A 24,401-nucleotide genomic window follows, 5' to 3' on the forward strand; every position below is an offset into this window, starting at 1 on the left:
TCAGGGGCGGGTGGGCGTGGGCTGGTCGGAGGCGTTCGGGATCAGGCCGGCGGGTCCAGCCGGTATCCCACTCCGCGGACGGTGCGGATCAGCGTCGGCGCGGACGGCACATCCTCGACCTTGGCCCGCAGCCGCTGCACGCACGCGTCCACCAGGCGGGAGTCGCCGAGGTAGTCGTGCTCCCAGACCAGCCGCAGCAGCTGCTGGCGGGAGAGCGCCTGGCCGGGGCGGCGGCTGAGCTCCAGCAGCAGCCGCAGCTCGGTCGGGGTGAGCTGGAGGTCCTGTCCGTCCTTGGTGACGGTCATCGCCGCGCGGTCGATCACCACGCTGCCGTACGCCGAGGAGTCCGAGCTCTCCCGCTCGCCGCGCCGCAGCACCGCCCGGATCCGGGCGTCCAGCACGCGCGGCTGCACCGGCTTCACCACGTAGTCGTCCGCGCCGGACTCCAGGCCCACCACCACGTCGATGTCGTCGGAGCGCGCGGTCAGCAGGATGATCGGCAGCTGGTCGGTGCGGCGGATCCGGCGGCACACCTCGAAGCCGTCGATCCCGGGCAGCATCACGTCCAGCACGATCAGGTCGGGCCGCTGCTCCTTGAACAGCTTCAGGCCGTCCTCGCCGGAGGCGGCGGTGGCCACGCGGTGGCCCTGGCGGGTGAGGGCGAGTTCGAGGCCGGTCCGGATGGCGTCGTCGTCCTCGATGAGTAGGAGGAAAGGCACGGCCCCATTTTGGCCCACCGGCCGCGCCGAATCACCCCCCGGACCGCTCACCGGCCCCTCGGGAACCGGAACGAGCGCCACCGGCGTCCGGTACGGCGGGGGGCGGTCCGGGACGTTCGGCCCCCTCCTGTGACACCCCTGTGACAGTCGGCGGACAGCGCCATCACAACCGGCGGGCAGGATTTTCCATGTCGCCGCAGGACAGCGGGCCGCAGAGGCCGGCTGAAGGGCGGCTACCGGAACCGCTCGTACCGACCCAGGGGGCGCACGATGAACGCCATGCTTCAGACCCGGACCAACCCGGCTGTCCGCACCGCGCGTTCGTCAGCCACGTCCCACCGGACCCGGTACGAGATCAGGACCGACGAGAACTCCGGTGCGGTGAGCGTGCGGGGGTGCGCGCACAGCACCGGTGGAAACCCTGGCGCCCGTCGGGTGAGCGGCGGCGGCAGGACGGGGGAGCTGTACGGGATCGGCCGTCTGGGGAGTTCGGCCGACTCCGCCGGCACCCTCACGCTGCGGGGGATCCTCCCCGTGCGCGTCGAGGGCAAGGACGCCCCGGGGGGGAACCGGGGGACCGGGGGGAACGGTCTGCGGACGGTCGGTTCGGGGGAGCCGACCGGCCGCGAGGCCGCCGGTGCGACGCTGCTGCGGCTGAACCCCGCGGCGGCCCGCACCACCGAGGCCGGACAGGGGGGCGCGCAGGGGGAGCACCCGGCCGTCGCGGAGGACCACATCACGGAGTTCACCGCGTACGTGCGCGAGCGCCGCGCCTCCCTGTACGCCACGGCCTACCACCTGACCGGTGACCGCTACGAGGCCGAGGACCTGCTGCAGAGCGCGCTCTTCAGCACCTACCGGGCCTGGGGCCGGATCACCGACAAGGCCGCGGTCGGCGGGTACCTCCGCCGCACCATGACCAACCTGCACATCTCCGCCTGGCGGCGCCGCAAGGTCAACGAGTACCCGACCGAGGAGCTGCCGGAGACGGCCGGCGACACCGACGCGATGGGCGGCACCGAGCTGCGCACCGTGCTCTGGCAGGCGCTGGCGAAGCTGCCGGAGAACCAGCGCACCATGCTGGTGCTGCGGTACTACGAGGGCAAGACCGACCCGGAGATCGCCGACGTGCTGGGGATCAGCGTCGGCACGGTCAAGAGCAGCATCTGGCGCGCCCTGCGCCGGCTGCGCGAGGACGAGCACCTGAACAAGTCGGGCGACACCGTCCGGGCGTTCGGCGAGCTGGTCGCGTAAGGGACTCCCGTCGGGGGACGGGGATCGGACGGTCACGGTCCGGGGGCAGTGGCTCGGGGGAGCACGCCCGTGGGGGAGCCGAGGACCGTTCGGGGAAGAGGGCGAAGGGCCCGGTGCGGGGGAGACGCACCGGGCCCTTCGTCGTGTCCCGGCGGGCGCGCAGACCGCGGAGCTCAGACGGCGGAGAGCTCGCCGGTTCGGGCCGCGGCGCGGATCCGCCGCGCGGCCTCCGGGCCGGCGCACGCGTACGAGCCGAGCGCGACCTGCCGTCCGACGATGGACCGCTCGGCCCGCATCAGCCGCAGGCCCCGGCGCAGCAGCACCGGCAGCGACTTGCGGCCCTCCCGGACGTCCCGGCGCAGCCGGCGCCAGGCCGTGGTGAGCGCTCCGTTGCGCAGGCACAGGGCGTCGCCGAGCAGGCCCTGGTCGGCGCACTCGGTGGTGATCTCGGCGGCGAAGATGCCCTCCGCTATGAACGCGCCCGCCCCGCCCAGCTCCAGGGCACGGGTGCCGATCCGGCCGTTGTCCGGGATCGAGTACACCGGGACGTCGGCGCGCCCGCGCTCGTGCAGGGCGCGGATCGCGGCGACGGCCTGGTCGCGGTGCCAGGCCAGCGGGGAGTCCCAGTCCACGGCGCCGTCCGGCAGCCGCGGCAGGGTCGGGTCGTCCCCGTCCTTGTAGAAGTCGTCGAGCTGGAGCACCGGCAGCCCGCTGCGCTCGGCCAGCGAGGACTTCCCCGACCCGGAGGGCCCGGAGAGCAGGATCACCCGGGCATGCCCGGTCGGTGCGGGGTTCATGGGGGAGTCACTCACGGGACACCAGTCTGACGCATCCCGGCCGGTTGCCGAAACCGGTCGGTTCAGACCTTCCGCGGCGGTTGCGGGCCGGCGAGGGCGACGTGGACCAGCGGCAGGTAGCGGCTGTCGACCTGGAGGTACACCGGGTGGTCGCCGCCGGGCGGCAGGTAGGCGGTCGCCGCCCAGTCCTGGTCGTGCCAGGTCCCCGGCTCGGGTTCGTGGAAGCCCCCGCCGGTGGGCAGTTCGACGTGACCGAGCGCACGGGAGCCGAAGGCGACCGTGGCGGCGCCCGGGGTGATGCCCAACCTGCCGTTGACGTACTCGCGTTGCCAGCCGGGCCGGTCCGACCGGGCCGAGCAGGGCACCCGTACGGGCTTCCCGGCGGCCAGTCGCCGACGGACCCGGGCCACGTGCCACCTGCGGACGAACCCGTCCGCGAACAGCGGCATCAGCTCGGCGATCAACTCTCCCACGGCGCCCCCTCGATCGTTCTCCCACCGGTGATCCTGGTCCGGTCGCACACGGACCGGGAGCCCCGAAAGTCGGCCCGGGCGGCGACGAAAGTCGTCGGAAGGGCGACGGACCCGCGCCAGGGGGGGAGAGGCGCGGGTCCGTCCGATGACCGTCCGGGCCCTGGGGGGGGTGAGGGCGCTGGGGACGGCCAGTCTGTGGAGTTGTTACTCGGAGCGGGGAGGTCAGATCCCCATCGGGTGCCAGACCGTCTTCGTCTCCAGGAAGGAGAGTAGCCGGTCCGTACCGGGCGCATTGGTCCAGTCCTGGGCGAACGGGTCCAGCACCGGACGGACCACCCTCTTCAGGGTATCCGCGGCGGCCGCTTCCAGCGCCTGCGCCGCGCCGGGACCGTCGGCGGCGATGGCACCGGTGAGGTCCAGCGCGTTGACGTCCTGGTGCGAGGCCAGGGTGGGGGCGACGTCCGCCGTCCGGCCCGAGAGGATGTTGACCACGCCGCCCGGGACGTCCGAGGTGGCCAGCACCTCGCCCAGCGACAGCGCGGGCAGCGGGGCGTCCGCGGCGGCCGCGACCACGACCGTGTTGCCGGTGGCGATCGCCGGGGCGATCACCGAGACCAGGCCGAGCAGCGAGTGCCCGTACCCGGCCTGCGGGGCGACGATCCCGACCACGCCGGTCGGCTCCGGGGTGGAGAGGTTGAAGAACGGCCCGGCGACCGGGTTGGCGCCGCCCGCGATCTGGGCGACCTTGTCCGTCCAGCCCGCGTACCAGACCCAGCGGTCGATCGCGGCGTCCACCAGCGCGGCGGCCTTCTTCGGGCCGATGCCCTCGGAGACGGCCACCTCGGCGGCGAACTGCTCGCGTCGGCCCTGGAGCATCTCGGCCACCCGGTACAGCACCTGGCCGCGGTTGTACGCGGTGGTGCCGGACCAGCCCTTGACCGCCTTGCGGGCGGCCACGACGGCGTCGCGGGCGTCCTTGCGGGTGCCCAGCGGCACGTTGGCGAGCCACTCGCCCTTTGCGTCGGTCACCTCGTACACCCGCCCGCTCTCGGAGCGCGGGAACTTCCCGCCGACGTACAGCTTGTAGGTCTTGAGGACGTCAAGACGCGCGAAGGTCGTGTCAGACATCGAGGTAGGCCTCCAGACCGTGGCGGCCACCCTCGCGGCCGTAGCCCGACTCCTTGTAGCCGCCGAACGGCGAGGTCGGGTCGAACTTGTTGAAGGTGTTGGCCCAGACCACGCCGGCCCGGAGCCGGTTCGCCATCCAGAGGATGCGCGAGCCCTTCTCCGTCCAGATGCCCGCGGAGAGGCCGTACGGCGTGTTGTTGGCCTTCTCCACCGCCTCGGCGGGGGTGCGGAAGGTCAGCACCGACAGGACCGGGCCGAAGATCTCCTCCTGGGCGATCCGGTGGGCCTGGCTCACGCCGGTGAACAGGGTCGGCTTGAACCAGAAGCCGGTGCCCGGGAGCTCGCAGGCCGGCGACCAGCGCTCGGCGCCCTCGGCCTCGCCGGCGTCGGTCAGCGCGGTGATCCGGGCCAGCTGCTCGGCCGAGTTGATGGCGCCGATGTCGGTGTTCTTGTCCAGCGGGTCGCCGACCCGCAGGGTGGCCATCCGGCGCTTCAGGGCGTCCAGCAGCTCGTCCTGGATCGACTCCTGGACCAGCAGGCGCGAGCCCGCGCAGCAGACGTGGCCCTGGTTGAAGAAGATGCCGTTGACGATGCCCTCGACCGCCTGGTCGATCGGCGCGTCGTCGAAGACGATGTTCGCGGCCTTGCCGCCCAGCTCCAGCGAGAGCTTCTTGCGGGTGCCGGCCAGCTGCTTGGCGATGGCGCGGCCGACCGGGGTGGAGCCGGTGAACGCGACCTTGTTGACGTCCGGGTGGGAGGTCAGCGCGGCGCCGGTGCGGCCGTCACCGGTGACGATGTTGACGACGCCCTTCGGCAGACCGGCCTGGCGGCAGATCTCGGCGAAGCGCAGCGCGGTCAGCGGGGTGGTCTCGGCCGGCTTCAGGACGACCGTGTTGCCGGTCGCCAGCGCGGGCGCGATCTTCCACGCCAGCATCAGCAGCGGGAAGTTCCACGGGATGACCTGGCCGGCCACGCCCAGCGGCTTCGGGTTCGGGCCGAAGCCGGCGTGGTCGAGCTTGTCCGCCCAGCCCGCGTAGTAGAAGAAGTGGGCGGCGACCAGCGGCAGGTCGACGTCCCGGGTCTCGCGGATCGGCTTGCCGTTGTCGATCGACTCCAGCACGGCCAGCTCGCGGCTGCGCTCCTGGATGATCCGGGCGATCCGGAACAGGTACTTGGCGCGCTCGCTGCCGGGCAGCGCCGACCAGTCGGCGAAGGCCTTGCGGGCGGCGGCGACCGCGCGGTCCACGTCCTCCTCGGTGCCCTGGGCGAACTCGGCGAGCACCTGCTCGGTGGCCGGGTTGACCGTCTTCAGGGCCTCGTTGCCGGAGGAGTCGACGAACTCGCCGCCGATGAAGTGGCCGTAGGAGGTGGCGATGTCGCCAGCGGCGGCGGGGGACTCCGGGGCCGGGGCGTAGGCGAAGAGGCCGCCGGCGGGCTTGGCCGCGGGCTCCTCGGTGTTCTTCTTCTTGGCCATGGTGATCAGTCCACCGTCACGTAGTCGGGGCCGGAGTAGCGGCCGGTGGCCAGCTTCTGGCGCTGCATCAGCAGGTCGTTGAGCAGGCTGGAGGCGCCGAAGCGGAACCAGTGCGGGGTCAGCCAGTCGTCGCCGAGGGTCTCGTTGACCATCACCAGGTACTTCATGGCGTCCTTGGTGGTGCGGATGCCGCCGGCGGGCTTGACGCCGACCTGGACGCCGGTGGCCGCGCGGAAGTCGCGGACCGCCTCCAGCATCAGCAGGGTGACCGGCGGGGTCGCGTTGACGGCGACCTTGCCGGTGGAGGTCTTGATGAAGTCGGCGCCGGCCAGCATCGCCAGCCAGGAGACCCGGCGGACGTTGTCGTAGGTCTGGAGCTCGCCGGTCTCGAAGATCACCTTGAGGTGGGCGGAGCTGCCGTCGGGGCGCTCGCAGGCCTCCTTGACGGCCACGATCTCGTTGAAGACGTCGAGGTAGCGGCCGGAGAGGAAGGCGCCGCGGTCGATCACCATGTCGATCTCGTCGGCGCCCGCGGCCACCGCGTCGGCGGTGTCGGCGAGCTTGACCGGGAGGGCGGCGCGGCCGGCCGGGAAGGCGGTGGCCACCGAGGCGACCTGGATGTCGGTGCCCCGGAGGGCGGCCTTCGCGGTGGCGACCATGTCCGGATAGACGCAGATGGCGGCGACGCGGGGGGTGGTCGGGTCGGTCGGGTCGGGGGTCCTGCCCTTGGCGCACAGCGCGCGCACCTTGCCGACCGTGTCCGCGCCCTCCAGCGTGGTCAGGTCGATCATCGAGATCGCCAGGTCGATGGCGTACGCCTTCGCCGTGGTCTTGATCGAGCGGGTACCGAGAGCGGCGGCACGCGCCTCCAGGCCGACCTGGTCGACGCCGGGCAGGCCGTGCAGGAAACGGCGGAGCGAGGCCTCGGACGCCGCAACGTCCTGAAGGCCGCTGCCCGCAACGCCGAGGGCATTGGCTGCAACAGTGGACATAGTCACCAGACCAGCATATCTACGCGCGTAGTGGGCCGCCAGGGCGCTCGCCATTCGTGGCCGGACCGAGACCTCGGCGCGAGGGGCATGGGGCAGAATCGATGCCATGACCGATTCCGACGGCAAGCCCCGCCAGGGCCCCGCCGCCCCCGACGGGGACCCCGAGTACGCGGACCGCGTGTACCGCTCTGTCCCCGGTGTGATCTCCGGAGTGCTGCTGCTGGTCGTGGCGGCCTGGCTGATCGGCGACGCGGTGGTGAGCGGGACCGGGAAGACCCCGTACGTCTCGCTCGCGGCGGTGCCGGTGTTCGCGTTCCCGGTGATCGCGTACACGCTGCGCCCGACCGTGACGGCCGGCCGCGACCGGCTGGTGGTGCGCAACCCGTGGCGGACCGTCGTGGCGCCGTGGGCCTCGGTGGACGCGCTGCGCGCCGGCTACTCGGTCGAACTGCTCGCGGGCGGCAGGAAGTACCAGCTGTGGGCGGTGCCGGTGTCGATGCGCCAGCGCAAGCGGGCCGCCCGGGCGCAGAGCGGCAGCGTCGCCGAGCACGCCTCCCGGACCGGCCTCGGAATGGGCCTGGCCAAGCGGACCAACCCGGTCGTCCAGGGCTCGCCCGATCCCACCCGCGCCTGGTCCGACCAGGTCACCGCCGTCCTCCAGGAGATGGCCGAGCGCAACGCCGCCCGCCCCGCCGCCGCCGGCCCGGTCGAGGTCCGCTGGTGCTGGTGGGTCATCGCCCCCACCCTGGCCGGCCTGATCGCGCTGATCACCGTCATCGCGGTCTGACCCGCCGACCGCACGAAGGGGCCCGCCGGTCGTGACCGGCGGGCCCCTTCGGGTGCGTGCGGAGGTCAGGCGGTGATGCCGGCGGCCTCGGCGAGGTCGTGCTTGACGGTGGCGAGGAGGGCGGCGGCCCGCTCGCGGGTGGGCCCGAGGTCGGCGGCGGAGGCGACCGGGAGGACGACCTCCAGGTAGCACTTGAGCTTGGGCTCGGTGCCGGAGGGGCGGACCACGATGCGGGCGGAGCGGACGCCCTCGCCGGCCAGGTAGTAGCGCAGGCCGTCGGTGGGCGGCAGGTCGTCGGAGCCGGCCGACAGGTCGTCGGCGCGGGTGACCTGGAGCCCGGCCAGGACGGTCGGCGGCTGCTCGCGCAGGCGGCGCATGGCGTCGGCGATCAGCGTGAGGTCCTGGACCCGAACGGAGAGCTGGTCGGTGGCGTGCAGGCCGTGCTCCAGCGCCAGGTCGTCCAGCAGGTCGGACAGGGTGCGGCCGGACTTCTTGAGCGTGGCGGCGAGCTCGGCGACCAGCAGGGCGGCGGTGACGCCGTCCTTGTCCCGGACGCCCTGCGGGTCGACGCAGTAGCCGAGCGCCTCCTCGTAGCCGTAGCGCAGGCCCTCGGCGCGGGAGATCCACTTGAAGCCGGTCAGCGTCTCGGCGTACTCCAGCCCCGCCGCCTCGGCGATCCGGCCGAGCAGGGTGGCGGAGACGATGGTGGTGGCGAAGGTGCCCGCGGCCTTCTTCGCGACCAGGGCCGAGCCGAGCAGCGCGCCGACCTCGTCGCCGCGCAGCATCCGCCAGCCGGCCGCGCCGCTGCCGCCGCCGGCCGCGTTGCCGTTGGTGGGGACGGCCACCGCGCAGCGGTCGGCGTCCGGGTCGTTGGCGATCACGATGTCCGGGCCGACGGTGGCGGCGGTGCGGAAGGCGAGGTCCATCGCCCCCGGCTCCTCCGGGTTGGGGAAGGCCACGGTCGGGAAGTCCGGGTCGGGCTCGGCCTGCTCGGCGACCACGGTGGGCGCGGGGAAGCCGGCCCGGCGGAACGCGGCGACCAGGGTGTCGCGGCCGACGCCGTGCATCGGGGTGTAGACCACCTCCAGGTCGCGCGGGCCGTGCTCGTCGAGGATGGAGACGGCCCGGGTCAGGTAGGCTTCGACGACCTCCTCGCCGAGCACCTCCCAGCCCTCCTCGGCGCGCGGGACCTCGTCCAGCGAGCCGATCGCGTCGATCTCGGCGGCGATCCCGGCGTCGGCCGGCGGGACGATCTGCGAGCCGTCGCCCAGGTAGACCTTGTAGCCGTTGTCCTGCGGCGGGTTGTGGCTGGCCGTCACGGTGACGCCGGCGGCCGCGCCCAGGTGGCGGACGGCGAAGGCGAGCACCGGGGTCGGCAGCGGGCGCGGCAGCAGCGCGGCGCGCAGACCGGCGCCGACCACCACGGCGGCGGTGTCGCGGGCGAAGTCGTACGACTTGTGGCGGGCGTCGTAGCCGATGACGACCAGGTCGCCCAGGCCCTGCTGCTTGACGTACGCGACCAGGCCGGCGGCGGCCCGGATCACCACGGCGCGGTTCATCCGCATCGGGCCGGCGCCGAGTTCGCCGCGCAGGCCGGCGGTGCCGAACTGGAGGCGGTCGGAGAAGCGGTCGGCGACCTCCGCCCAGGCGAGCTTGCTGTCGGTCTCGGCCTCCGGGCCCTCGGCCCGGGCCAGCAGGGCGGCGAGCTCCTCGCGGGTCTGCGGGTCGGGGTCCTCGGCCAGCCAGGTCCGGGCCCGGGCGAGGAGGTCGGTGTTGGGTGCCTGCGTCATGACAGCTCCATCGGGAAGTGCGTCGGTGTGTCGGCCGGAGCTTCCGCGGGTGACCGGGAGGGCTCCGCTGTGACCGGAGGGTTCCGCCGGGAAGGGGGTCGCGCATGCGGACGGGGCCCACGGGAGGGCGTGATCAGCGGATCACGCCGCCCGTGGGCCCCGTCGGTCAGTCATTCTGCGCCGCGGACGTCAGATCCGCTCAAGGACCTTCGCCAGCAGCTCGCCCATGCGCTCGGCGGAGGCCTTGCCGGCCTCCAGCACCTCGGCGTGGTTGAGCGGCTCGCCGGTCATGCCGGCGGCCAGGTTGGTGACCAGCGAGATGCCGAGCACCTCGGCGCCGGCCTCGCGGGCGGCGATGGCCTCCAGGGTGGTGGACATGCCGACCAGCTCGCCGCCGATCACCCGGGCCATGTTGACCTCGGCCGGGGTCTCGTAGTGCGGGCCGCGGAACTGGACGTAGACGGCCTCGTCCAGGGTCGCGTCGACCTCGCGGCAGAGCGCGCGCAGGCGCTTGGAGTAGAGGTCGGTGAGGTCGACGAAGTTGGCGCCGACGATCGGGGAGTCCGCGGTCAGGTTGATGTGGTCGCTGATCAGGACCGGCTGCCCGGGGGTCCAGCCCTGGCGCAGGCCGCCGCAGCCGTTGGTCAGCACGATGATGCCGCAGCCGGCCGCGGCGGCGGTGCGCACGCCGTGGACGACGGTGGCCACGCCGTGGCCCTCGTAGTAGTGGTTGCGGCCGAGGAAGATCAGGGCGCGCTTGTCGCCGATCTTCACCGAGCGGATCTTGCCGGCGTGGCCGGCGACGGCGGGGGCGGGGAAGCCCGGGAGCTCGGTGACCGGGAACTCGGCCACGGTCTCGCCCAGGGCGTCGGCGGCCGGCACCCAGCCGGAGCCCATCACCAGGGCGACGTCGTGCCGCTCGGCACCGGTCAGCTCGCGCAGGCGCTCGGCGGCGGCCTGGGCGGCGGCATAGGGGTCGGCGGAGACGACCGACTGAGGAGAAGCGTTCACGGGTCCGAGGATAGACGGGTTTCGGCTACGCGCGTAGAAATTCCGTCGCGGCATGCCGGATCGTTACCCGGTTGACCCGAAAATACAGCTCGGTGCCGCTGTCCGGGTGACCCGGTTCGTCGGTTTCCACACACCCGGCCTTTCACGCCTCCGGGGTATGCGTGGACGGCCCGCGGCTCAGAGCCGTTTCGCGCTGCGCAGCCCCTTCGCGTACATGCCGTTGTCGTCGAGCCGCGCCGTGCCGCCCTTGTCGCCGAAGGTCGGGCCGTCGGCCTCCTCGCGGCTGGAGATGTACCGGGGGTGGCCGTCGGTGTCCAGGCCCAGGAAGATGCCGGTGTGGTCGAGCCGGGCACCGGTGCGGGCGTCGATCTCGAAGAACACCAGGTCGCCGGGTTGCAGCGGGTCGATCGAGGCCGGGCGCAGCGTGGTGTCCGAGCCGGCGGCGGTGGCCAGCGGGATCACCGGGACGCCCGGGCCCATCCGGGCCAGGCCGTTGGCGGTGCGCGGCAGCCCGGGGCCGGACGCGTCCTTGGAGAGCAGCGGGTAGCCGGAGCGGTAGCCGTACACCATCCGGACGAAACCCGAGCAGTCGAAAGCGCCGTAGCGGGTCTTGTCGGGCTGCCTGGTCACCTTGTCGGCGAACGTGTACGGAACGCCGAGGTAGTCGAAGAAGTCGGTCTGTTCCAGCCGCAGGTCGTTGCCGGCCGAACCGTTGGGGTTGAGCGGGCCGAAGGAGGCGTCGCCCTTGAAGCGCACGCCCTTGGCGTCCTTCTCGGCGGGCGACCCGGCCACGTACTGGGTGGCCGCCGCCAGGACGTCGTCGGCGGTGGAGCCGAGCGACTGCTGGAACCACGTGCGGAACCAGCCCTCCTGCTCCGCGCCCGGCTTCCAGGCCTGCGGCATCAGCCGGACCCAGCTGTCGGTCACCACGGTGGCGGTGGTGGTGCCCGGCTCGGCGAAGGTGCGGCTGGGGCCGGCCAGCACGGCGGTGCGGGCGTTGTCGGTCAGCGTGGCGACCACGCCGCCGCGGGCGTCGCGGACCACCGTGCGGTCCGGTCCGGCCAGCCGCTCGTAGCGGTACTGGGCGGTCGCGGCGGCCCGGGCGGTTCCGGCGTCCGTGGCGGGGCTCGGCGCGGCGGCCGCGGTGATCAGCGGCGCGCTGCTGCCGGCCGCGGGCTGCCGGTCGCGGTCCCGCAGCTGGACGGTGAGGTACCCGCTGGCGGCCAGCAGGGTCACGGCGAGGCCGCCGCTGAGCAGGGACTTGCGGGTCACTGGCATGGGGGTTCCCGTCGGGATCAGGTGCCGGGCAGGGCGCCGAGCAGGACGCCGGCGGTCAGGACGACGTAGTTGGCGAGCGTCACCGTGCTGGTGGCCATCAGGGTGGCCGCCCGGGGCTGGCGGACCAGCTGGTAGGCGATCAGGCCGGGGACGATGAAGCCGAGCGTCTGGTTGGCGTACAGGGTGGGCAGCTCGCGCTGCAGGACCAGCATCACGGTGGCCTGCAGCAGCACGCCGATCAGCACCACGGCGGCGAACAACCGCTTGCCGTACAGGATCACCAGCTTCTGGACGACCCGGATGGCGAGGTAGGTCAGCACCGTCACGCCGATCACGATGGCCACCCGCTGGAGGGACTCGACCAGGGTGAGGGCCAGCCAGCCGGGGGTGATCATGCCGCCCGGGGAGAGGTTGGTGGTCAGGTAGCAGACCAGCGAGAAGACCAGGCCGAGCGCGATGCCGATGGCGGCGATCTCGGGGGTGAGCTCGGTGGGGATCACGGCTGGTCTCCGTAGGGGGCGGTGGTGGTGCGGTGGTGGGGGTCGTACCAGGAGTCGGGGAGCGGCTCGGGGTAGTACACCGGCTCGGTGTACGGCGCCTGTCGGGCGTACGGGGGCGGTTCGGGGTGGTACGCGGGTTCGGCGTACTGCGTCGGCTCGGGGTACGGATCCGGGGCGGCGTACTGCGTCGGCTCGGGGTACGGATCCGGGGCGGCGTACCGGGCCGGCTCGGGGTACGGCTCCGGGGCGGCGTCGTACGCGGGCCCGGGGTAGTCCGGCTCCGGGTAGAGCGGTTCGGGCTCGTGGTAGGCGTACTCCGGGGCCTCCGGCGCGTCCGCGGCCTCGTCGGGTTCGAGCCGGGCCAGCTCCTCCAGGAACAGCTCGCCCTGGCCGTGGATGTTGCCGACGGCCACCAGCGAGGAGTCCGGCCCGAGCTCGGCCAGCAGTTCGGCGGTGAGCCGCTCCGGGTCGCGCTTGTCGCCGCCGAGGTCGACCACCCGGCCCGACCAGCCGGCCGGGATGCCGTCGCGGGCGCTCTTGGTGGGGTGGCCGATCAGGAAGACCGTGTCTGGGTCGAGGTCCGGGACGATCTGGCCCATCTGGCCGTTGCGTTCGACCCGGTCCGGGCGGCAGTTGATCACCACGTTGAGCGGGCGGTGGATCGCACCGAGGTCCTCCAGCTGGCGGACGTTCATCAGCGTGGACTCGGGGTCGTTGGCGGCGAAGACGTTGGCGAAGCGCAGCCGCTTGCCGTCCGCGGTGCGGTAGCGGTCGACCGACAGCACGCCCGGGTCCGGCGGGGCCGCCCACATGCCCTGCAGCGCGGTCTGCCGCTCCACACCGAGGAGTTCGGCGACGGCGAGGGCGATCGCCACGTTCTCCTTGAAGGTGAACCAGCTGAACCCGCGCAGCTCCTCGTCGGTGACCGTCTCCGGGTCCACCACGATCAGCCGGCAGTCCCGCTTGGCCGCCTCCTCGCGCAGGATGTGCGCGCGCTCCTGCTCGGCGGTGACGCACACGCCGCCGACCGGCATCGAGCGCGAAAGCGAGCGGGCGACGTCGTCCAGGGTCGGGCCCATCTCGGCCAGGTGGTCCTCGCGGACGTTGCACAGCACGCCGATGGTGGAGCGGATCAGCTTGGTCTGGTTGACCTCCTGGAGCGCCGGCATGACGGCCATGCACTCGATCACCAGGGCGTCCGGCCGGTAGGTGGCGGCGCGGCGGACGATGCCGATCTGCTCCACCACGTTGGCGATGCCGAACTTGCGGTAGACCGGCTCCTCGGTGGCGTCCGGGTGGATGAAACGGGCCGCGGTGCCGGTGGTCTTGGCGACCGTCACCAGCCCGCCGCCGCGCAGCGCGCCCGCGCACAGCCGGGTGATCGAGCTCTTGCCGCGGATGCCGTTGACCAGGACCCGGGTCGGGATCGCCTCCAGCGCGGTGAAGTGCCGGCGCTGCTCGACGATGCCGGCTACCAGCAGCACGGTGCAGCACACCAGCAGCACGAGGTAGAGGAAGAGCACGGGAGGTCCTTCGGGCGGGGCTCAGCGGGCGGTGGCGGGGGTGCGGCGGACGGCGCGCTCGGCGAGCTCGGCGCGCACCAGTTCCTGGCGGATCAGCTCCAGGCTGCGGGCGACGGCGCCGACCTCGTCGTGGTGGACGGGGTAGAGCACGGTGCGGCGGTCCCCGGCGGCCAGCGCCTCGGCGCTCGCGGCGAGCCGGCGCAGCGGCAGGCCGACGGCGATGTACAGCCAGCCCAGGCAGAGCGCGGCGGCGGCCAGGCCGAGCATGCCGGCCAGGATCGCGCGCCGGTCGGCCCGGTTCTGGTCGAGGTGCAGCCAGGCCACCGAGTGGGCGGTGACCACGGACCAGCCGAGCTTGGCGACGCTGCCGTTGCCGCCGAGCGGGGCGGCGGCGAGCAGGGCCGGGTCGCCGCCGTCGCGGAGCACGTCGGCGGCGGCGGACTTCCCGGCGTCGGCGAGGATCTTCCGGGCCCGGCCGTCCGGCAGGTCGCCGAAGGAGGTGTAGCCCTCGTTGGCGGCGAGCACCCGCTGCCGGTCGTCGACCAGCCAGACCCGGCCGAGGCCGGGGCGGACCAGCAGGCCGCTGAGGAAGTCGGTCTTGAACTCGCCGATCAGGACCGGCCCCTTGGGCTCCGGGGCGCCCTCCGCCTCGGCGTCGGCCGGGGCGGCGGTGAGGGCCGCGCGGGCGGCGATCCGGGGCTCCTTGCCAGAGCTGTTGAGCAGCAGCACGCCGCTCGCGCCGAGGGCCTCCGGGCCGGTGCGGTGCGGGGCCTCGCCGGCGTGGGCGAGCACCGCGCCGTCGGCGCCGAGGACGTAGAGCGAGCGGTAGCGGTCGTGCTCGGCGAGGGTGTCGCGCAGCAGGCTCTCGGCCTTGCCGACGGAGGCCTCGGTGAGCGAGGGGGCGATCGAACGCAGGTCCGCGTAGCCCTCGTTGAGCGCCTGGCGGATCCGGTCGGCGGCGGTGTCGGTGCGGTCGCGCTGGCCGGCCACGACCTGGGTGGGCACCCGTACGGTCGGGTCGTTGCCGCCGAGGAACAGCAGCGGGCCGGACCAGCCGAGCACCAGGACGGCGCAGAGCGCGAGCGGCAGTGCGGTGCCGGGGCGGCGCCCGCGGGCGGGGGCGTCGGCCGGCGGGCGGGCCGGGTCGAGGAGCTGGCGGCGCAACTCCTCCAGGGCGCGGGCGACCCGGCCCGCCTCGCCGCGCTTCGGGCCGCGCACCGGCTGCTCCAGCCGGTCGCCGCGGGTGAGCCGGCGGGATTCCAGGAACAGCCCCAGCAGCGGGCGCTGGAGGCTGCGGATCAGGTACCAGGCGAGCAGCAGGGCCAGGACGAGCAGGGCGCCGGCGGCGGCCAGGCCGAGCATGGGGTGGCGCAGGTTGCCGGGCTTGCCGTCGATGGTGCTGGTGGAGACCACGGTCAGGCCGAGCGGGGTGGCCGGGTCGTGCCCGCCGGGGGCGGCGACGGCGGCCCAGCCGGCGACCCGGCGCAGGCCCTTGTCGTCCGGGCTGCCGGCCAGGCTGCCGGAGGCCGTCTCGCCGGGGGCCGGGTGCTGCCGGGCGGCGCGCTCGCGGGCGGCGGTGACCACCTTGCGGTCGCCGTCGGCGGTGAGCGCGGCGCCGGTGGTGTCCAGGACGGCGCCGGTGGCGTCGAGGACCTGGATGGTCTGCTCCTTGCGGGTGGCGATGCCGGGCAGCCGCAGGTTGTCGGAGGCGACCAGCAGGGCGCGGCCGTCGGCCTTGGTGGCGACGAGCGCGAAGGTGAGCAGCCGGGTGCCGGCGGTCGAGGGCACCAGGACGGGGGCGGGCGCGGTGTCGGTGACCTTGGTGAGGTCCAGTCCGGCCAGCGGGACGGTCTCGCCGCGGGCGGCCAGCAGTCGGCCGGTGTCGGGGCGGACCACCACCGTGCCGCGCCACTTGTGGTACGCCTGGCCGAGTGCGGTCAGCACCGCGGCGGGCTCGGCGGGGGCGTTCTCGTAGCGGGCGGCGGCCCGGCCCAGGTCGGTGGCGCTCTCGTGCAGTCCGGCGCGCAGCGAGGCCGCGGTGTCCTCGGCGGCGTACTGGTGGGACTCGCGGACGGCCTGCGGGGTGTCGTCGACGCTCAGTCCGCCGACGGCCAGGGCGGTGATCGCGGCGACCGCGAGCAGCAGGACCAGCAGCAGCACGATGGGCGGGCGGATGCCTCCGAGCAGTGGCATGTCGGCACGGCGGCGGTAGCGGTGCTGCCGCGGCGGGTTCGGTGCCGTGCTCACGAGGGGCCTCGTTCTTCTCCGGGCTCGCCGTGCCGTGCTCCGGGAGGCGGCGGCCGGCCTTCCCGGTCAAGCGATGATCAAGAATGGTTCAAGCCGAACCAGCGTACGAATGGCTTTCGCGAAAAGTTGTCACGTACCGGTTGCGATCCGGTGCCGCTTGGGTGTCGGTTCGCCGGTCTCCGGCGCGGATCATGGCCGCGGTGGCGGGCACGGTAGGTTCGACCGCCATGGAGACTCGGGGTTCGCGACGCACACTGCTGCTGCCGGTGGCGGTGCTGTTGGTGCTGGCGGCGCTCGCGGGGGTGCTGACCCTGGCCGCGCGCGGCCGGGCCGATCGGCCGCGGGTGGTCCGGTCGGTGCCCTCCGGCCCGGCCCCGGTGGACCTCGCGGCCCGGGTGGACGAGTACACCGCCGACTTCGCGCCGGGCGGCCCGTACACCGCACCGGACGCGGCGCAGCGCCGGGCGGTGGCCGACGGCGTGCTCGGCGCGCTGGACGGGCAGCCCGACCAGGCGGGCCGGGAGCTGGCCCGGGTCGGCTACCGGCTCACCGAGTTCACCGAGGCCGCGACCGGCCGCCGGGTGGCCGAGATCGCCGACGGCACCACGGCCGGGAGCCGTGGCTGGGGCCGGGTCTACCTGGACCTCTCGGCCCGCGCGAACTGGTCCGTACAGGTGCCCCACCCGGTGTCGGACGCCCGGACCGAGGCGCTCGGCGTGGAGTTGTTCCGGGCCGCGCCGGGGGGCGTGCTGGTGCTCGCCGGGGCGCACCGCCGGGCCGGGGCGGACGGCTCCTCGGACGTCGCGCACCGCTCCGACACCGTGTTCGCCGCCGTGGTCGAGGCGCTCGGCGGACGCGGACTGCCCGGCATCCAGGTGCACGGCTTCGACGAGGGCAGCCTGCCCGGGCAGGACGCGGTGGTCTCCAGCGGCGCCGGGCAGGCCGGCCCGGCCGCCGAACTGACCGCCGCCGGGCTGGGCCGGGCCGGGTACGCGGTCTGCCGGGCCTGGCGGGAGAAGTGCGGGCAGCTGGAGGGCACCACGAACGTCGAGGGCCGGTTCGCGGCCGGCGTCGGGGTGCCGTGGCTGCACGTGGAGCTGGGCAACGGGCTGCGCACCGAGCCGGCCCGGCGGGCGGTGGTGGCCGGGGTGCTGGCGGAGACGGCGCGCAGCTGGGGTGCCCGGCCGTAGGGCGTGCCGGTCACGCCCTGGGGTCCGTCCCGGCGGCGGGCCCGGCGGTCAGCAGGGGCGGCGGCGCAGGTCCATCACGTAGTCGTGCGGGGCGCCGGCGCTCTCCGCGGCGTCGGCGATCAGGCCGAGGTAGCGGGCCGCGGGCAGGCCGCCCTCGTAGTCGTTGAGCACGTACGTCCAGACCGGGATGTCCCCGTCCAGGGTCTGCGCGCGCAGCTTGATCTTGCGGTAGATGCCGAGCTGGACGCCCTCCCAGCGGTCCAGGCCCTCCTCGTCCATCGGCGCGACGTCGTAGAGCGAGACGAAGACCTGGTCCTTCTCGTCCTCGACCACGGTGGCCAGCGAGCCCTCCCAGCCGAGCTGCTCGCCGCCGAAGGTGAGCCGCCAGCCGGCTAGCCACCCCGTGCCGCGCAGCGGGGAGTGCGGGGCTCGGCGGGTCATCTGCCGGGCATCGAGGTTGGTGGCATACGCGGCGTAAAGGGGCATGGGGGCCAGCGTAGCCCGGGCGGCGGGCGGGCCGCGGCCACTGGACGAACGTACGGAGCCCGGACCCCGGCGTGGCGGCGGTCCCGGCGTGCGGGACAATGGGGAACGTGACTCGGATCGTGATCATCGGTGGCGGACCCGGCGGCTACGAGGCGGCTCTGGTGGCCGCTCAGCTCGGCGCGGAGGTGACCGTCGTCGACCGCGACGGTCTGGGCGGATCGGCGGTGCTCACGGACTGCGTTCCGTCGAAGACCCTGATCGCGACCGCGGAGGTGATGACCACCTTCGACAGCTCGTACGAGGAGCTGGGCATCCTGGTCGCGGACGACACCCCGCCGGTCGAGCAGGCGGCCCGGGTCATCGGCGTGGACCTGGGCAAGGTCAACCGCCGTGTGAAGCGCCTGGCCATCGCGCAGTCCCACGACATCACCCAGTCCGTCACCCGGGCCGGCGTCACCGTGCTGCGCGGCCGCGGCCGGCTCGGCACCGGCGGGCAGGCCGTGGACGGCTCCCGCGAGGTGCTGGTGGACGCGCCCGACGGCACCGTGCAGTCGCTGCGCGCCGACGCCGTGCTGATCGCCACCGGCGCCCACCCGCGCGAGCTGCCGGACGCGCAGCCGGACGGCGAGCGGATCCTCACCTGGACCCAGGTGTACGACCTGGAGGAGCTGCCCCGCGAGCTGATCGTGGTCGGCTCCGGCGTGACCGGCGCCGAGTTCGCCGGCGCCTACCAGGCGCTCGGCTCCAAGGTGACCCTGGTGTCCAGCCGCGACCGGGTGCTGCCGGGCGAGGACCCGGACGCCGCCGAGGTGCTGGAGGACGTCTTCCGCCGCCGCGGCATGAACGTGATGGGCCGTTCGCGGGCCGAGAGCGTCAAGCGGATCGGCGACCGGGTCGAGGTCATGCTGGCCGACGGCAAGGTGATCGAGGGCACCCACTGCCTGATGGCGGTCGGCTCGATCCCCAACACCTCCGACATGGGCCTGGAGGAGGCCGGGGTCAAGCTCAACGACTGGGGCCAGATCCAGGTCGACCGGGTCTCCCGCACCTCCGCCCCCGGCGTCTACGCGGCGGGCGACTGCACCGGCGTCTTCATGCTCGCCTCGGTGGCGGCCATGCAGGGCCGGATCGCCATGTACCACGCGCTCGGCGACGCGGTGCAGCCGCTGAACCTCAAGACCGTGGCCTCCAACGTCTTCACCGACCCGGAGATCGCCACCGTCGGCTACACGGCGGCCGACGTGGAGTGCGGCAAGATGGACGCCGTCGTGGTCAAGCTCCCGCTGCGCGGCAACCCGCGGGCGAAGATGCAGGGCATCCGGGACGGCTTCGTGAAGCTGTTCTGCCGCCCGGGCACCGGCATCGTGGTGGGCGGCGTGGTCGTCGCCCCGCGGGCCAGCGAGCTGATCCACTCGATCTCGCTCGCGGTGGACGCCAATCTGACGGTCGAACAGGTGGCCAGCGCCTTCACCGTCTACCCGTCCGTCTCCGGTTCGACCGCCGAGGCCGCCCGGCAGCTGCACATCCGCAAGCGGGCCGACGGCGAATCCTGAGCGTCCGGTGCACAGTTGGGGGCGGCTGCCGATCGGCGGCCGCCTTCGCGCGGGCATGGCCGTCACCCGGACGGCGGGCGCAGTCCCGGGTCCGTCGACGGCGCGTATTGTACGGTCACGCGCCGCTCGTGCGTGAGCAATTCCCGCTACCAGCTGCAAACGCCTGAAAGCAGACGGTCACGCACGTTACCGTCGGTTCTGTGTTTGCTGCAGAACGTCGCCAGTTGATCCTCGAAATGGTGCGCGCCAACGGAGCCGTCTCGCTCCGGGAGTTGGCCCGCGTCGTCCAGACCTCCGAAGTGACCGTGCGCCGTGACGTGCGGGCGCTGGAGGCAGAAGGGCTCCTCGACCGCCGGCACGGCGGCGCGGTGCTCCCCGGCGGCTTCAGCCGCGAACCCGGTTACCCGCAGAAGACCCACCTGTCCGCGGCGGAGAAGAGCGCCATCGCGGACCTCGCCGCCGGCCTGGTGGAGGAGGGCGACGCCGTGGTGGTCGGCGCCGGCACCACCACCCAGGAGCTGGCCCGCCGATTGGCCCGGGTGCCCGGGCTGACGGTGGTCACCAACTCGCTGCTGGTCGCCCAGGCGCTGGCGCACGCCAACCGGGTCGAGGTGGTGATGACCGGCGGCACCCTGCGCGGCTCCAACTACGCGCTGGTGGGCAGCGGCGCGGAGCAGGCCCTCCAGGGGCTGAGGGTCTCCAAGGCCTTCATCTCCGGCAGCGGGCTGACGGCCGAGCGCGGGCTGTCGACGGCGAACATGCTGTCCGCGAGCGTGGACCGGGCCATGGTGCTGGCGGCCGCCGAGGTGATCGTCCTCGCCGACCACACCAAGCTCGGCGCGGCCGGCATGTTCCAGACCGTCACCACCGACACCATCACCCGGCTGGTCACCGACGAGCAGGCCACCGCGGACGACACCACCGCCCGCGAACTGGACGCGCTCGCCGACTGCGGGGTGCAGGTCGACCTGGCCCCGCTGGGCGCGGGCCCGAGCGGCGACGCCCCGGTGCACGGCACCGGCAGCGGCCCGGTGCACCAGACCCAGCCCGGCCCGATGGCCCGCCGCGGTGGCCCGCCCCCCGGCGGCGCCCCGCTGCCCGGCCAGCGCCGCCCCGGTGCGCACGGCGGACCGGCCGGCCCGGGCGGCATGCCGGCCCGGCTGGCCGAGCTGGGCCTGCCGCGCGGGCGCTGAGCCCGTACGGCGCCGCCCCGCGAGCCGCGCTCCCGGCAGACCTCGGAAACGGGACCGGTCCGCACACCCGCGCAGGGCGTACGGACCGGTCCGAGGGCAGGCGCCCGTCCTGGGACGGCGTCAGTCCTTGATCTCGCAGAGCGCGGCACCGCTGCTGACGCTCGCGCCCACCTCGGCCTTGAGGCCGGAGACGGTGCCCGCCTTGTGGGCGTTCAGCGGCTGCTCCATCTTCATCGCCTCCAGGACCACGATCAGCTCGCCCTCGGCGACGACCTGGCCCTCCTCCACGGCGACCTTGACGATGGTGCCCTGCATCGGCGAGGCCAGGGTGTCACCGCTGACGGCCGAGCCGGCCTTCTTGGCGCCCACCCGGCGCTTGGCCTTGGCGGCACCCGCCGCACCGGCCGCCGGGGCCGCCGCGACGCCCAGCGAGGACGGCAGCGAGACCTCGATCCGCTTGCCGCCGACCTCGACCACCACGGTCTCCCGGGTCTCGGCCTCCTCGCCGTCACCGGCCGCGCCGGCGAACGGCGGGATGGTGTTGTCGAACTCGGTCTCGATCCACCGGGTGAAGATCTTGAACGGCTCGTCGCTGCCGTGCACCTCGGGCGCGAACGCCGGGTCGGTGACGACCGCCTGGTGGAACGGGATGGCGGTGGCCATGCCCTCCACCTTGAACTCGGCCAGCGCGCGGCGGGCCCGCTCCAGGGCCTGCTTGCGGTCGCGGCCGGTGACGACCAGCTTGGCCAGCAGCGAGTCCCAGGCGGGGCCGATGACCGAGCCGGTCTCCACTCCGGAGTCCAGGCGCACGCCCGGGCCGGACGGCGGGGCGAACAGCGACACGGTGCCGGGCGCGGGCAGGAAGTTGCGGCCCGGGTCCTCGCCGTTGATGCGGAACTCGAAGGAGTGGCCGCGGACCTCCGGGTCGCCGTAGCCGAGCTCCTCGCCGTCGGCGATCCGGAACATCTCGCGGACCAGGTCGAGGCCGGTGACCTCCTCGGTGACCGGGTGCTCCACCTGCAGACGGGTGTTGACCTCCAGGAAGGAGATCGTGCCGTCCAGTGCGACCAGGAACTCGCAGGTCCCGGCGCCCTGGTAGCCGGCCTCCTTCAGGATGGCCTTGGACGCCCGGTACAGCTCGGCGTTCTGCTCCTCCGTCAGGAACGGCGCGGGCGCCTCCTCGACGAGCTTCTGGTGGCGGCGCTGCAGCGAGCAGTCACGGGTGGAGACGACCACCACGTTGCCGTGCTTGTCGGCCAGGCACTGGGTCTCCACGTGCCGCGGGTTGTCCAGGTAGCGCTCGACGAAGCACTCGCCGCGGCCGAAGGCGGCGACGGCCTCGCGCACCGCGGACTCGTAGAGCTCCGGGATCTCCTCCAGCGTGCGGGCGACCTTCAGGCCGCGGCCGCCACCGCCGAAGGCCGCCTTGATGGCGACCGGCAGGCCGTGCTCCCGGGCGAAGTCGACGACCTCGTCGGCGCCCGTGACCGGGTCCGGCGTGCCGGCCACCAGCGGGGCACCGGCCCGCTGGGCGACGTGCCGGGCGGTCACCTTGTCGCCGAGGTCGCGGATGGCCTGCGGCGGCGGGCCGATCCAGATCAGACCCGCGTCGAGGACGGCCTGGGCGAAGTCGGCGTTCTCCGACAGGAACCCGTAACCGGGGTGGACGGCGTCGGCGCCGGAGTCGGCGGCCGCCTTGAGGACCTTGGCGATGTCCAGGTAGCTGGTAGCGGGGGTGTCACCGCCCAGCGCGTAAGCCTCGTCGGCCGCGCGGACGTGCAGCGCATCCCGGTCCGGCTCGGCGTAGACGGCGACGCTGGCAATACCGGCGTCCGAGCAGGCCCGGGCGACGCGGACGGCGATTTCCCCGCGGTTGGCGATGAGCACCTTGCGCACTGTGGCTCCCTTCTTGAACCTCGTTGAGTTTATGGATTCCTGGGCGGTACCGGCGAGTAGCCCCAGGTTGTGAACTATCCCACACGCTCGGTGATGGGCTTCCCACCCCGGCGGACGGCCCCGCGGACGACTTCGCAGGTCGGCGCGGGGCGGCCGGTGCCGGAGGGGGCCACGGGGGGTGACCGGCGGGCGGCGTGGCGGCACGTGGCATGGGCCACAGTCCCGCGCGGACCGTTCAAGCGGCACCGGAACGGGCGGTGGGACGCCGCAGCGCCTCGGCCGTCACGTCGGCGGCCACCTCGACCATGTCCGGTCCGTACGCCTCCGGGTTGACCACCCGCAGGACGAGCGCGAAGGTGCCGTCCTGCCCGTACCTCCGGGCGAGTTCGCGGTGGTGCGCGACCAGGTGGCGGACCCCCGCCTGGTTGGCGATGCCGGTCTGGCCGGCGACCAGGAACACCGGGCGGCCGCCGTCCGGGGTGGCGAGCCGGGCGAGCAGGGCGTGCGCCTGGTCGCGGTCGGCGGTGTAGTCGCGCTCGCCCACCACGATCACGTTGCTGCCGGGGCCCGGTCCGGAGGTGACGAGCACCCCCGGCAGGCCCCAGGCCAGGTGCGCGGCCATCCGCTCGTTGCTGACCGGACCGCCCAGGCACAGCTCGGTCTTGGTGCCCAGGCCGCGGTGCGCGGCGTCGTGGGCGACCAGTTCGGGGCGCGCCCCGCACTCCTCGACCAGCCCGGCCAGCCACATCAGCGCGTAGGCGTCGCGCCGGGTGACGGTGTTGGCGTGCGAGCCCGTCCCGATGCTGCGCGGCACCACGATCAGGCACTCGCTGCCGTTCGGCAGGCCGAGGAACGCCCGCACCCGCTCGACCTTGCGGCGTCGGCGCAGCACCTGGGCCAGCCAGCCGAGACCGGCGCTGATCGCGCTGGCCACCAGGCCGAGCACCACGTTGAGCACGCTGTCGGTCACCTGCCGCACCCCCTCCCGTTCGGGACCGCGGCCAGCTTATGGGGGGCGGAATCCCGCTGTCGTCGGCCGGTTGACCCAGGCATGCTGCCCGGATTTTGTCGGATCCGGACCGTCCGGTCAGCCGTCGTTGCGGGCCCAGAGGTCCGTGATGCGCACGTCCAGGTCGGCGAGCAGACGGCGCAGCAGCGGCAGGGAGAGGCCGATGACGTTGCCCGGGTCGCCGTCGATGCCGTCGACGAACGGCGCGGAGCGGCCGTCCAGGGTGAACGCCCCGGCCACGTGCAGCGGCTCGCCCGAGGCGACGTAGGCGGCGATCTCGTCGTCGTCCGGGGTGCCGAAGCGGACGGTGGTGGAGGCGGTGGCCGAGGACTGCCGGCCGGTCGTGGTGTCGATCACGCAGTGGCCGGTGCGCAGCACGCCGGCCCGTCCGCGCATGGACTGCCAGCGCGCCAGGGCCTCGGCGGCGTCGGCGGGCTTGCCGAGGGCCAGGCCGTCCAGTTCCAGGACGGAGTCGCAGCCGATCACCAGCTCGCCGTCGGAGAGTTCGGCGGTGACGGCCTTCGCCTTGGCCTCGGCCAGGACGAGCGCGAGCTCGGCGGGGGTGGCGGCGGTGATCGCGTCCTCGTCGACGCCGCTGACCACCACGCGCGGGTCGAGGCCCGCCTGGCGCAGCAGCCCGAGGCGGGCGGGGGAGGCGGAGGCGAGGACGAGGGTGCGCTGGTCGGTCATGCCCACCAGCGTAGGGGGTGCCCGTGTCCGCCGTTCGGGTGAACAGCCCGGCGGGACGGCCCGGCCGGAGGGCCGGGCCGGAGGGCTCAGCTGAACGGCTGGGAGAGCATCATCAGCACGGCGCCGACCAGGACCAGGACGGCGAGCACCTTGCCGGCCCGCTGCATCCGCACCTGCATCCGACGGGCCTCGGGCGAGGGCTCGTCGCGGGGATCTGACCAGAGCACCCGTCCAGAGTGCGCCGCGCGGGAGTGCGGGCGCCTGAGTATCCGTACTCAGGTTCCGGGCAAAGCGGGCGCCCGACAGCGCGCGGAGCGGGGGGGGGGGCCCCCCCCCCCCCCCCCCCCCCCGGCGGGCCCCCCCCGCCCCCCCCCCCGCCCCCCCCGCGGTGACCCCCCGGCGGGCCGCGGG

At 74.0% G+C, this 24,401-nt stretch carries 22 protein-coding genes; 5 read left to right on the forward strand and 17 right to left on the reverse strand.

Going from position 1 to position 24,401, the window contains the following annotated elements:
- Window positions 1–41: 41 nt before the first annotated feature.
- Window positions 42–719, reverse strand: a complete 678-nt coding sequence (locus tag ABZ449_RS29870; RefSeq protein ID WP_360352402.1) for a response regulator transcription factor — start codon at window positions 717–719, stop codon at window positions 42–44.
- A gap of 591 nt (window positions 720–1,310) precedes the next feature.
- On the opposite strand from ABZ449_RS29870, the gene ABZ449_RS29875 reads away from it, so the two are divergent.
- A complete protein-coding gene (locus ABZ449_RS29875) occupies window positions 1,311–1,973 on the forward strand; it encodes a SigE family RNA polymerase sigma factor (RefSeq protein ID WP_316524017.1) in 663 nt (220 codons plus the stop codon).
- A 173-nt stretch (window positions 1,974–2,146) separates the two neighbouring features.
- Here ABZ449_RS29875 and ABZ449_RS29880 read toward each other — a convergent pair whose 3' ends face one another.
- The 5 genes from ABZ449_RS29880 to deoC form a co-directional block, all read right to left on the reverse strand.
- Window positions 2,147–2,770: an ATP-binding protein gene (locus ABZ449_RS29880; protein ID WP_360352446.1), complete on the reverse strand. Its 624-nt coding sequence runs from the start codon at window positions 2,768–2,770 to the stop codon at window positions 2,147–2,149.
- Between the two features lie 62 nt (window positions 2,771–2,832).
- Window positions 2,833–3,243 carry a hypothetical protein gene (locus ABZ449_RS29885; RefSeq protein WP_360352405.1) on the reverse strand — a complete coding sequence of 137 codons (411 nt, stop codon included), beginning with the start codon at window positions 3,241–3,243 and terminating at the stop codon, window positions 2,833–2,835.
- 222 nt (window positions 3,244–3,465) lie between these two features.
- Window positions 3,466–4,371, reverse strand: coding sequence for an aldehyde dehydrogenase family protein (locus ABZ449_RS29890; protein WP_360352408.1), 906 nt, complete (start codon window positions 4,369–4,371; stop codon window positions 3,466–3,468).
- The gene (locus ABZ449_RS29895; protein ID WP_360352411.1) at window positions 4,364–5,845 is read right to left on the reverse strand and encodes an aldehyde dehydrogenase family protein; all 1,482 of its coding nucleotides are present in this window, start codon (window positions 5,843–5,845) and stop codon (window positions 4,364–4,366) included. Before ABZ449_RS29895 ends, ABZ449_RS29890 begins: the two co-directional genes overlap by 8 nt.
- A 5-nt stretch (window positions 5,846–5,850) precedes the next feature.
- On the reverse strand, window positions 5,851–6,837 hold the full coding sequence (gene deoC, locus ABZ449_RS29900; RefSeq protein WP_360352414.1) for a deoxyribose-phosphate aldolase: 987 nt from the start codon (window positions 6,835–6,837) through the stop codon (window positions 5,851–5,853).
- A gap of 106 nt (window positions 6,838–6,943) precedes the next feature.
- Between deoC and ABZ449_RS29905 the strand changes: the two genes are divergently transcribed.
- A complete protein-coding gene (locus ABZ449_RS29905; RefSeq protein ID WP_360352417.1) occupies window positions 6,944–7,624 on the forward strand; it encodes a PH domain-containing protein in 681 nt (226 codons plus the stop codon).
- 65 nt (window positions 7,625–7,689) lie between these two features.
- Here ABZ449_RS29905 and ABZ449_RS29910 read toward each other — a convergent pair whose 3' ends face one another.
- The 6 genes from ABZ449_RS29910 to ABZ449_RS29935 all read right to left on the reverse strand — a co-directional run bounded on the left by ABZ449_RS29910 (window position 7,690) and on the right by ABZ449_RS29935 (window position 15,973).
- On the reverse strand, window positions 7,690–9,414 hold the full coding sequence (locus ABZ449_RS29910; RefSeq protein WP_360352419.1) for a phospho-sugar mutase: 1,725 nt from the start codon (window positions 9,412–9,414) through the stop codon (window positions 7,690–7,692).
- A 189-nt stretch (window positions 9,415–9,603) separates the two neighbouring features.
- Window positions 9,604–10,425 carry a purine-nucleoside phosphorylase gene (locus ABZ449_RS29915; RefSeq protein WP_360352422.1) on the reverse strand — a complete coding sequence of 274 codons (822 nt, stop codon included), beginning with the start codon at window positions 10,423–10,425 and terminating at the stop codon, window positions 9,604–9,606.
- A 177-nt stretch (window positions 10,426–10,602) separates the two neighbouring features.
- Window positions 10,603–11,703 carry an NlpC/P60 family protein gene (locus tag ABZ449_RS29920; protein WP_360352425.1) on the reverse strand — a complete coding sequence of 367 codons (1,101 nt, stop codon included), beginning with the start codon at window positions 11,701–11,703 and terminating at the stop codon, window positions 10,603–10,605.
- A gap of 17 nt (window positions 11,704–11,720) precedes the next feature.
- Window positions 11,721–12,203 carry a poly-gamma-glutamate biosynthesis protein PgsC/CapC gene (locus ABZ449_RS29925; protein WP_189916166.1) on the reverse strand — a complete coding sequence of 161 codons (483 nt, stop codon included), beginning with the start codon at window positions 12,201–12,203 and terminating at the stop codon, window positions 11,721–11,723.
- Window positions 12,200–13,726 carry a poly-gamma-glutamate synthase PgsB gene (pgsB, locus tag ABZ449_RS29930; RefSeq protein WP_360352428.1) on the reverse strand — a complete coding sequence of 509 codons (1,527 nt, stop codon included), beginning with the start codon at window positions 13,724–13,726 and terminating at the stop codon, window positions 12,200–12,202. Before pgsB ends, ABZ449_RS29925 begins: the two co-directional genes overlap by 4 nt.
- Before the next feature lie 21 nt (window positions 13,727–13,747).
- Window positions 13,748–15,973 carry a cache domain-containing protein gene (locus ABZ449_RS29935; protein WP_360352430.1) on the reverse strand — a complete coding sequence of 742 codons (2,226 nt, stop codon included), beginning with the start codon at window positions 15,971–15,973 and terminating at the stop codon, window positions 13,748–13,750.
- Between the two features lie 227 nt (window positions 15,974–16,200).
- On the opposite strand from ABZ449_RS29935, the gene ABZ449_RS29940 reads away from it, so the two are divergent.
- Complete coding sequence (locus ABZ449_RS29940) at window positions 16,201–17,163, forward strand: hypothetical protein (protein WP_360352432.1); 963 nt, start codon at window positions 16,201–16,203, stop codon at window positions 17,161–17,163.
- Window positions 17,164–17,211: 48 nt separating this feature from the next.
- Here ABZ449_RS29940 and ABZ449_RS29945 read toward each other — a convergent pair whose 3' ends face one another.
- The gene (locus ABZ449_RS29945) at window positions 17,212–17,649 is read right to left on the reverse strand and encodes a gamma-glutamylcyclotransferase (RefSeq protein WP_224284955.1); all 438 of its coding nucleotides are present in this window, start codon (window positions 17,647–17,649) and stop codon (window positions 17,212–17,214) included.
- 98 nt (window positions 17,650–17,747) lie between these two features.
- Between ABZ449_RS29945 and ABZ449_RS29950 the strand changes: the two genes are divergently transcribed.
- Both ABZ449_RS29950 and ABZ449_RS29955 read left to right on the forward strand, forming a co-directional pair.
- Window positions 17,748–19,202, forward strand: coding sequence for an NAD(P)H-quinone dehydrogenase (locus tag ABZ449_RS29950; protein ID WP_360352433.1), 1,455 nt, complete (start codon window positions 17,748–17,750; stop codon window positions 19,200–19,202).
- A gap of 200 nt (window positions 19,203–19,402) precedes the next feature.
- A complete protein-coding gene (locus tag ABZ449_RS29955; RefSeq protein WP_360352435.1) occupies window positions 19,403–20,395 on the forward strand; it encodes a DeoR/GlpR family DNA-binding transcription regulator in 993 nt (330 codons plus the stop codon).
- Between the two features lie 120 nt (window positions 20,396–20,515).
- On the opposite strand, the gene ABZ449_RS29960 is transcribed toward ABZ449_RS29955, so the two are convergent.
- The 4 genes from ABZ449_RS29960 to ABZ449_RS29975 form a co-directional block, all read right to left on the reverse strand.
- Window positions 20,516–22,291: a biotin carboxylase N-terminal domain-containing protein gene (locus ABZ449_RS29960; protein ID WP_360352437.1), complete on the reverse strand. Its 1,776-nt coding sequence runs from the start codon at window positions 22,289–22,291 to the stop codon at window positions 20,516–20,518.
- Window positions 22,292–22,526: 235 nt separating this feature from the next.
- Window positions 22,527–23,261, reverse strand: a complete 735-nt coding sequence (locus ABZ449_RS29965; RefSeq protein WP_360352439.1) for a hypothetical protein — start codon at window positions 23,259–23,261, stop codon at window positions 22,527–22,529.
- Window positions 23,262–23,378: 117 nt separating this feature from the next.
- The gene (locus ABZ449_RS29970) at window positions 23,379–23,990 is read right to left on the reverse strand and encodes a nucleoside triphosphate pyrophosphatase (RefSeq protein WP_360352440.1); all 612 of its coding nucleotides are present in this window, start codon (window positions 23,988–23,990) and stop codon (window positions 23,379–23,381) included.
- Window positions 23,991–24,076: 86 nt separating this feature from the next.
- Window positions 24,077–24,217: a hypothetical protein gene (locus ABZ449_RS29975; RefSeq protein ID WP_360352442.1), complete on the reverse strand. Its 141-nt coding sequence runs from the start codon at window positions 24,215–24,217 to the stop codon at window positions 24,077–24,079.
- Window positions 24,218–24,401: the final 184 nt, after the last annotated feature.

It is taken from the genome of Kitasatospora sp. NPDC005856 (genome assembly GCF_040629945.1).
GTDB lineage: Bacteria > Actinomycetota > Actinomycetes > Streptomycetales > Streptomycetaceae > Kitasatospora.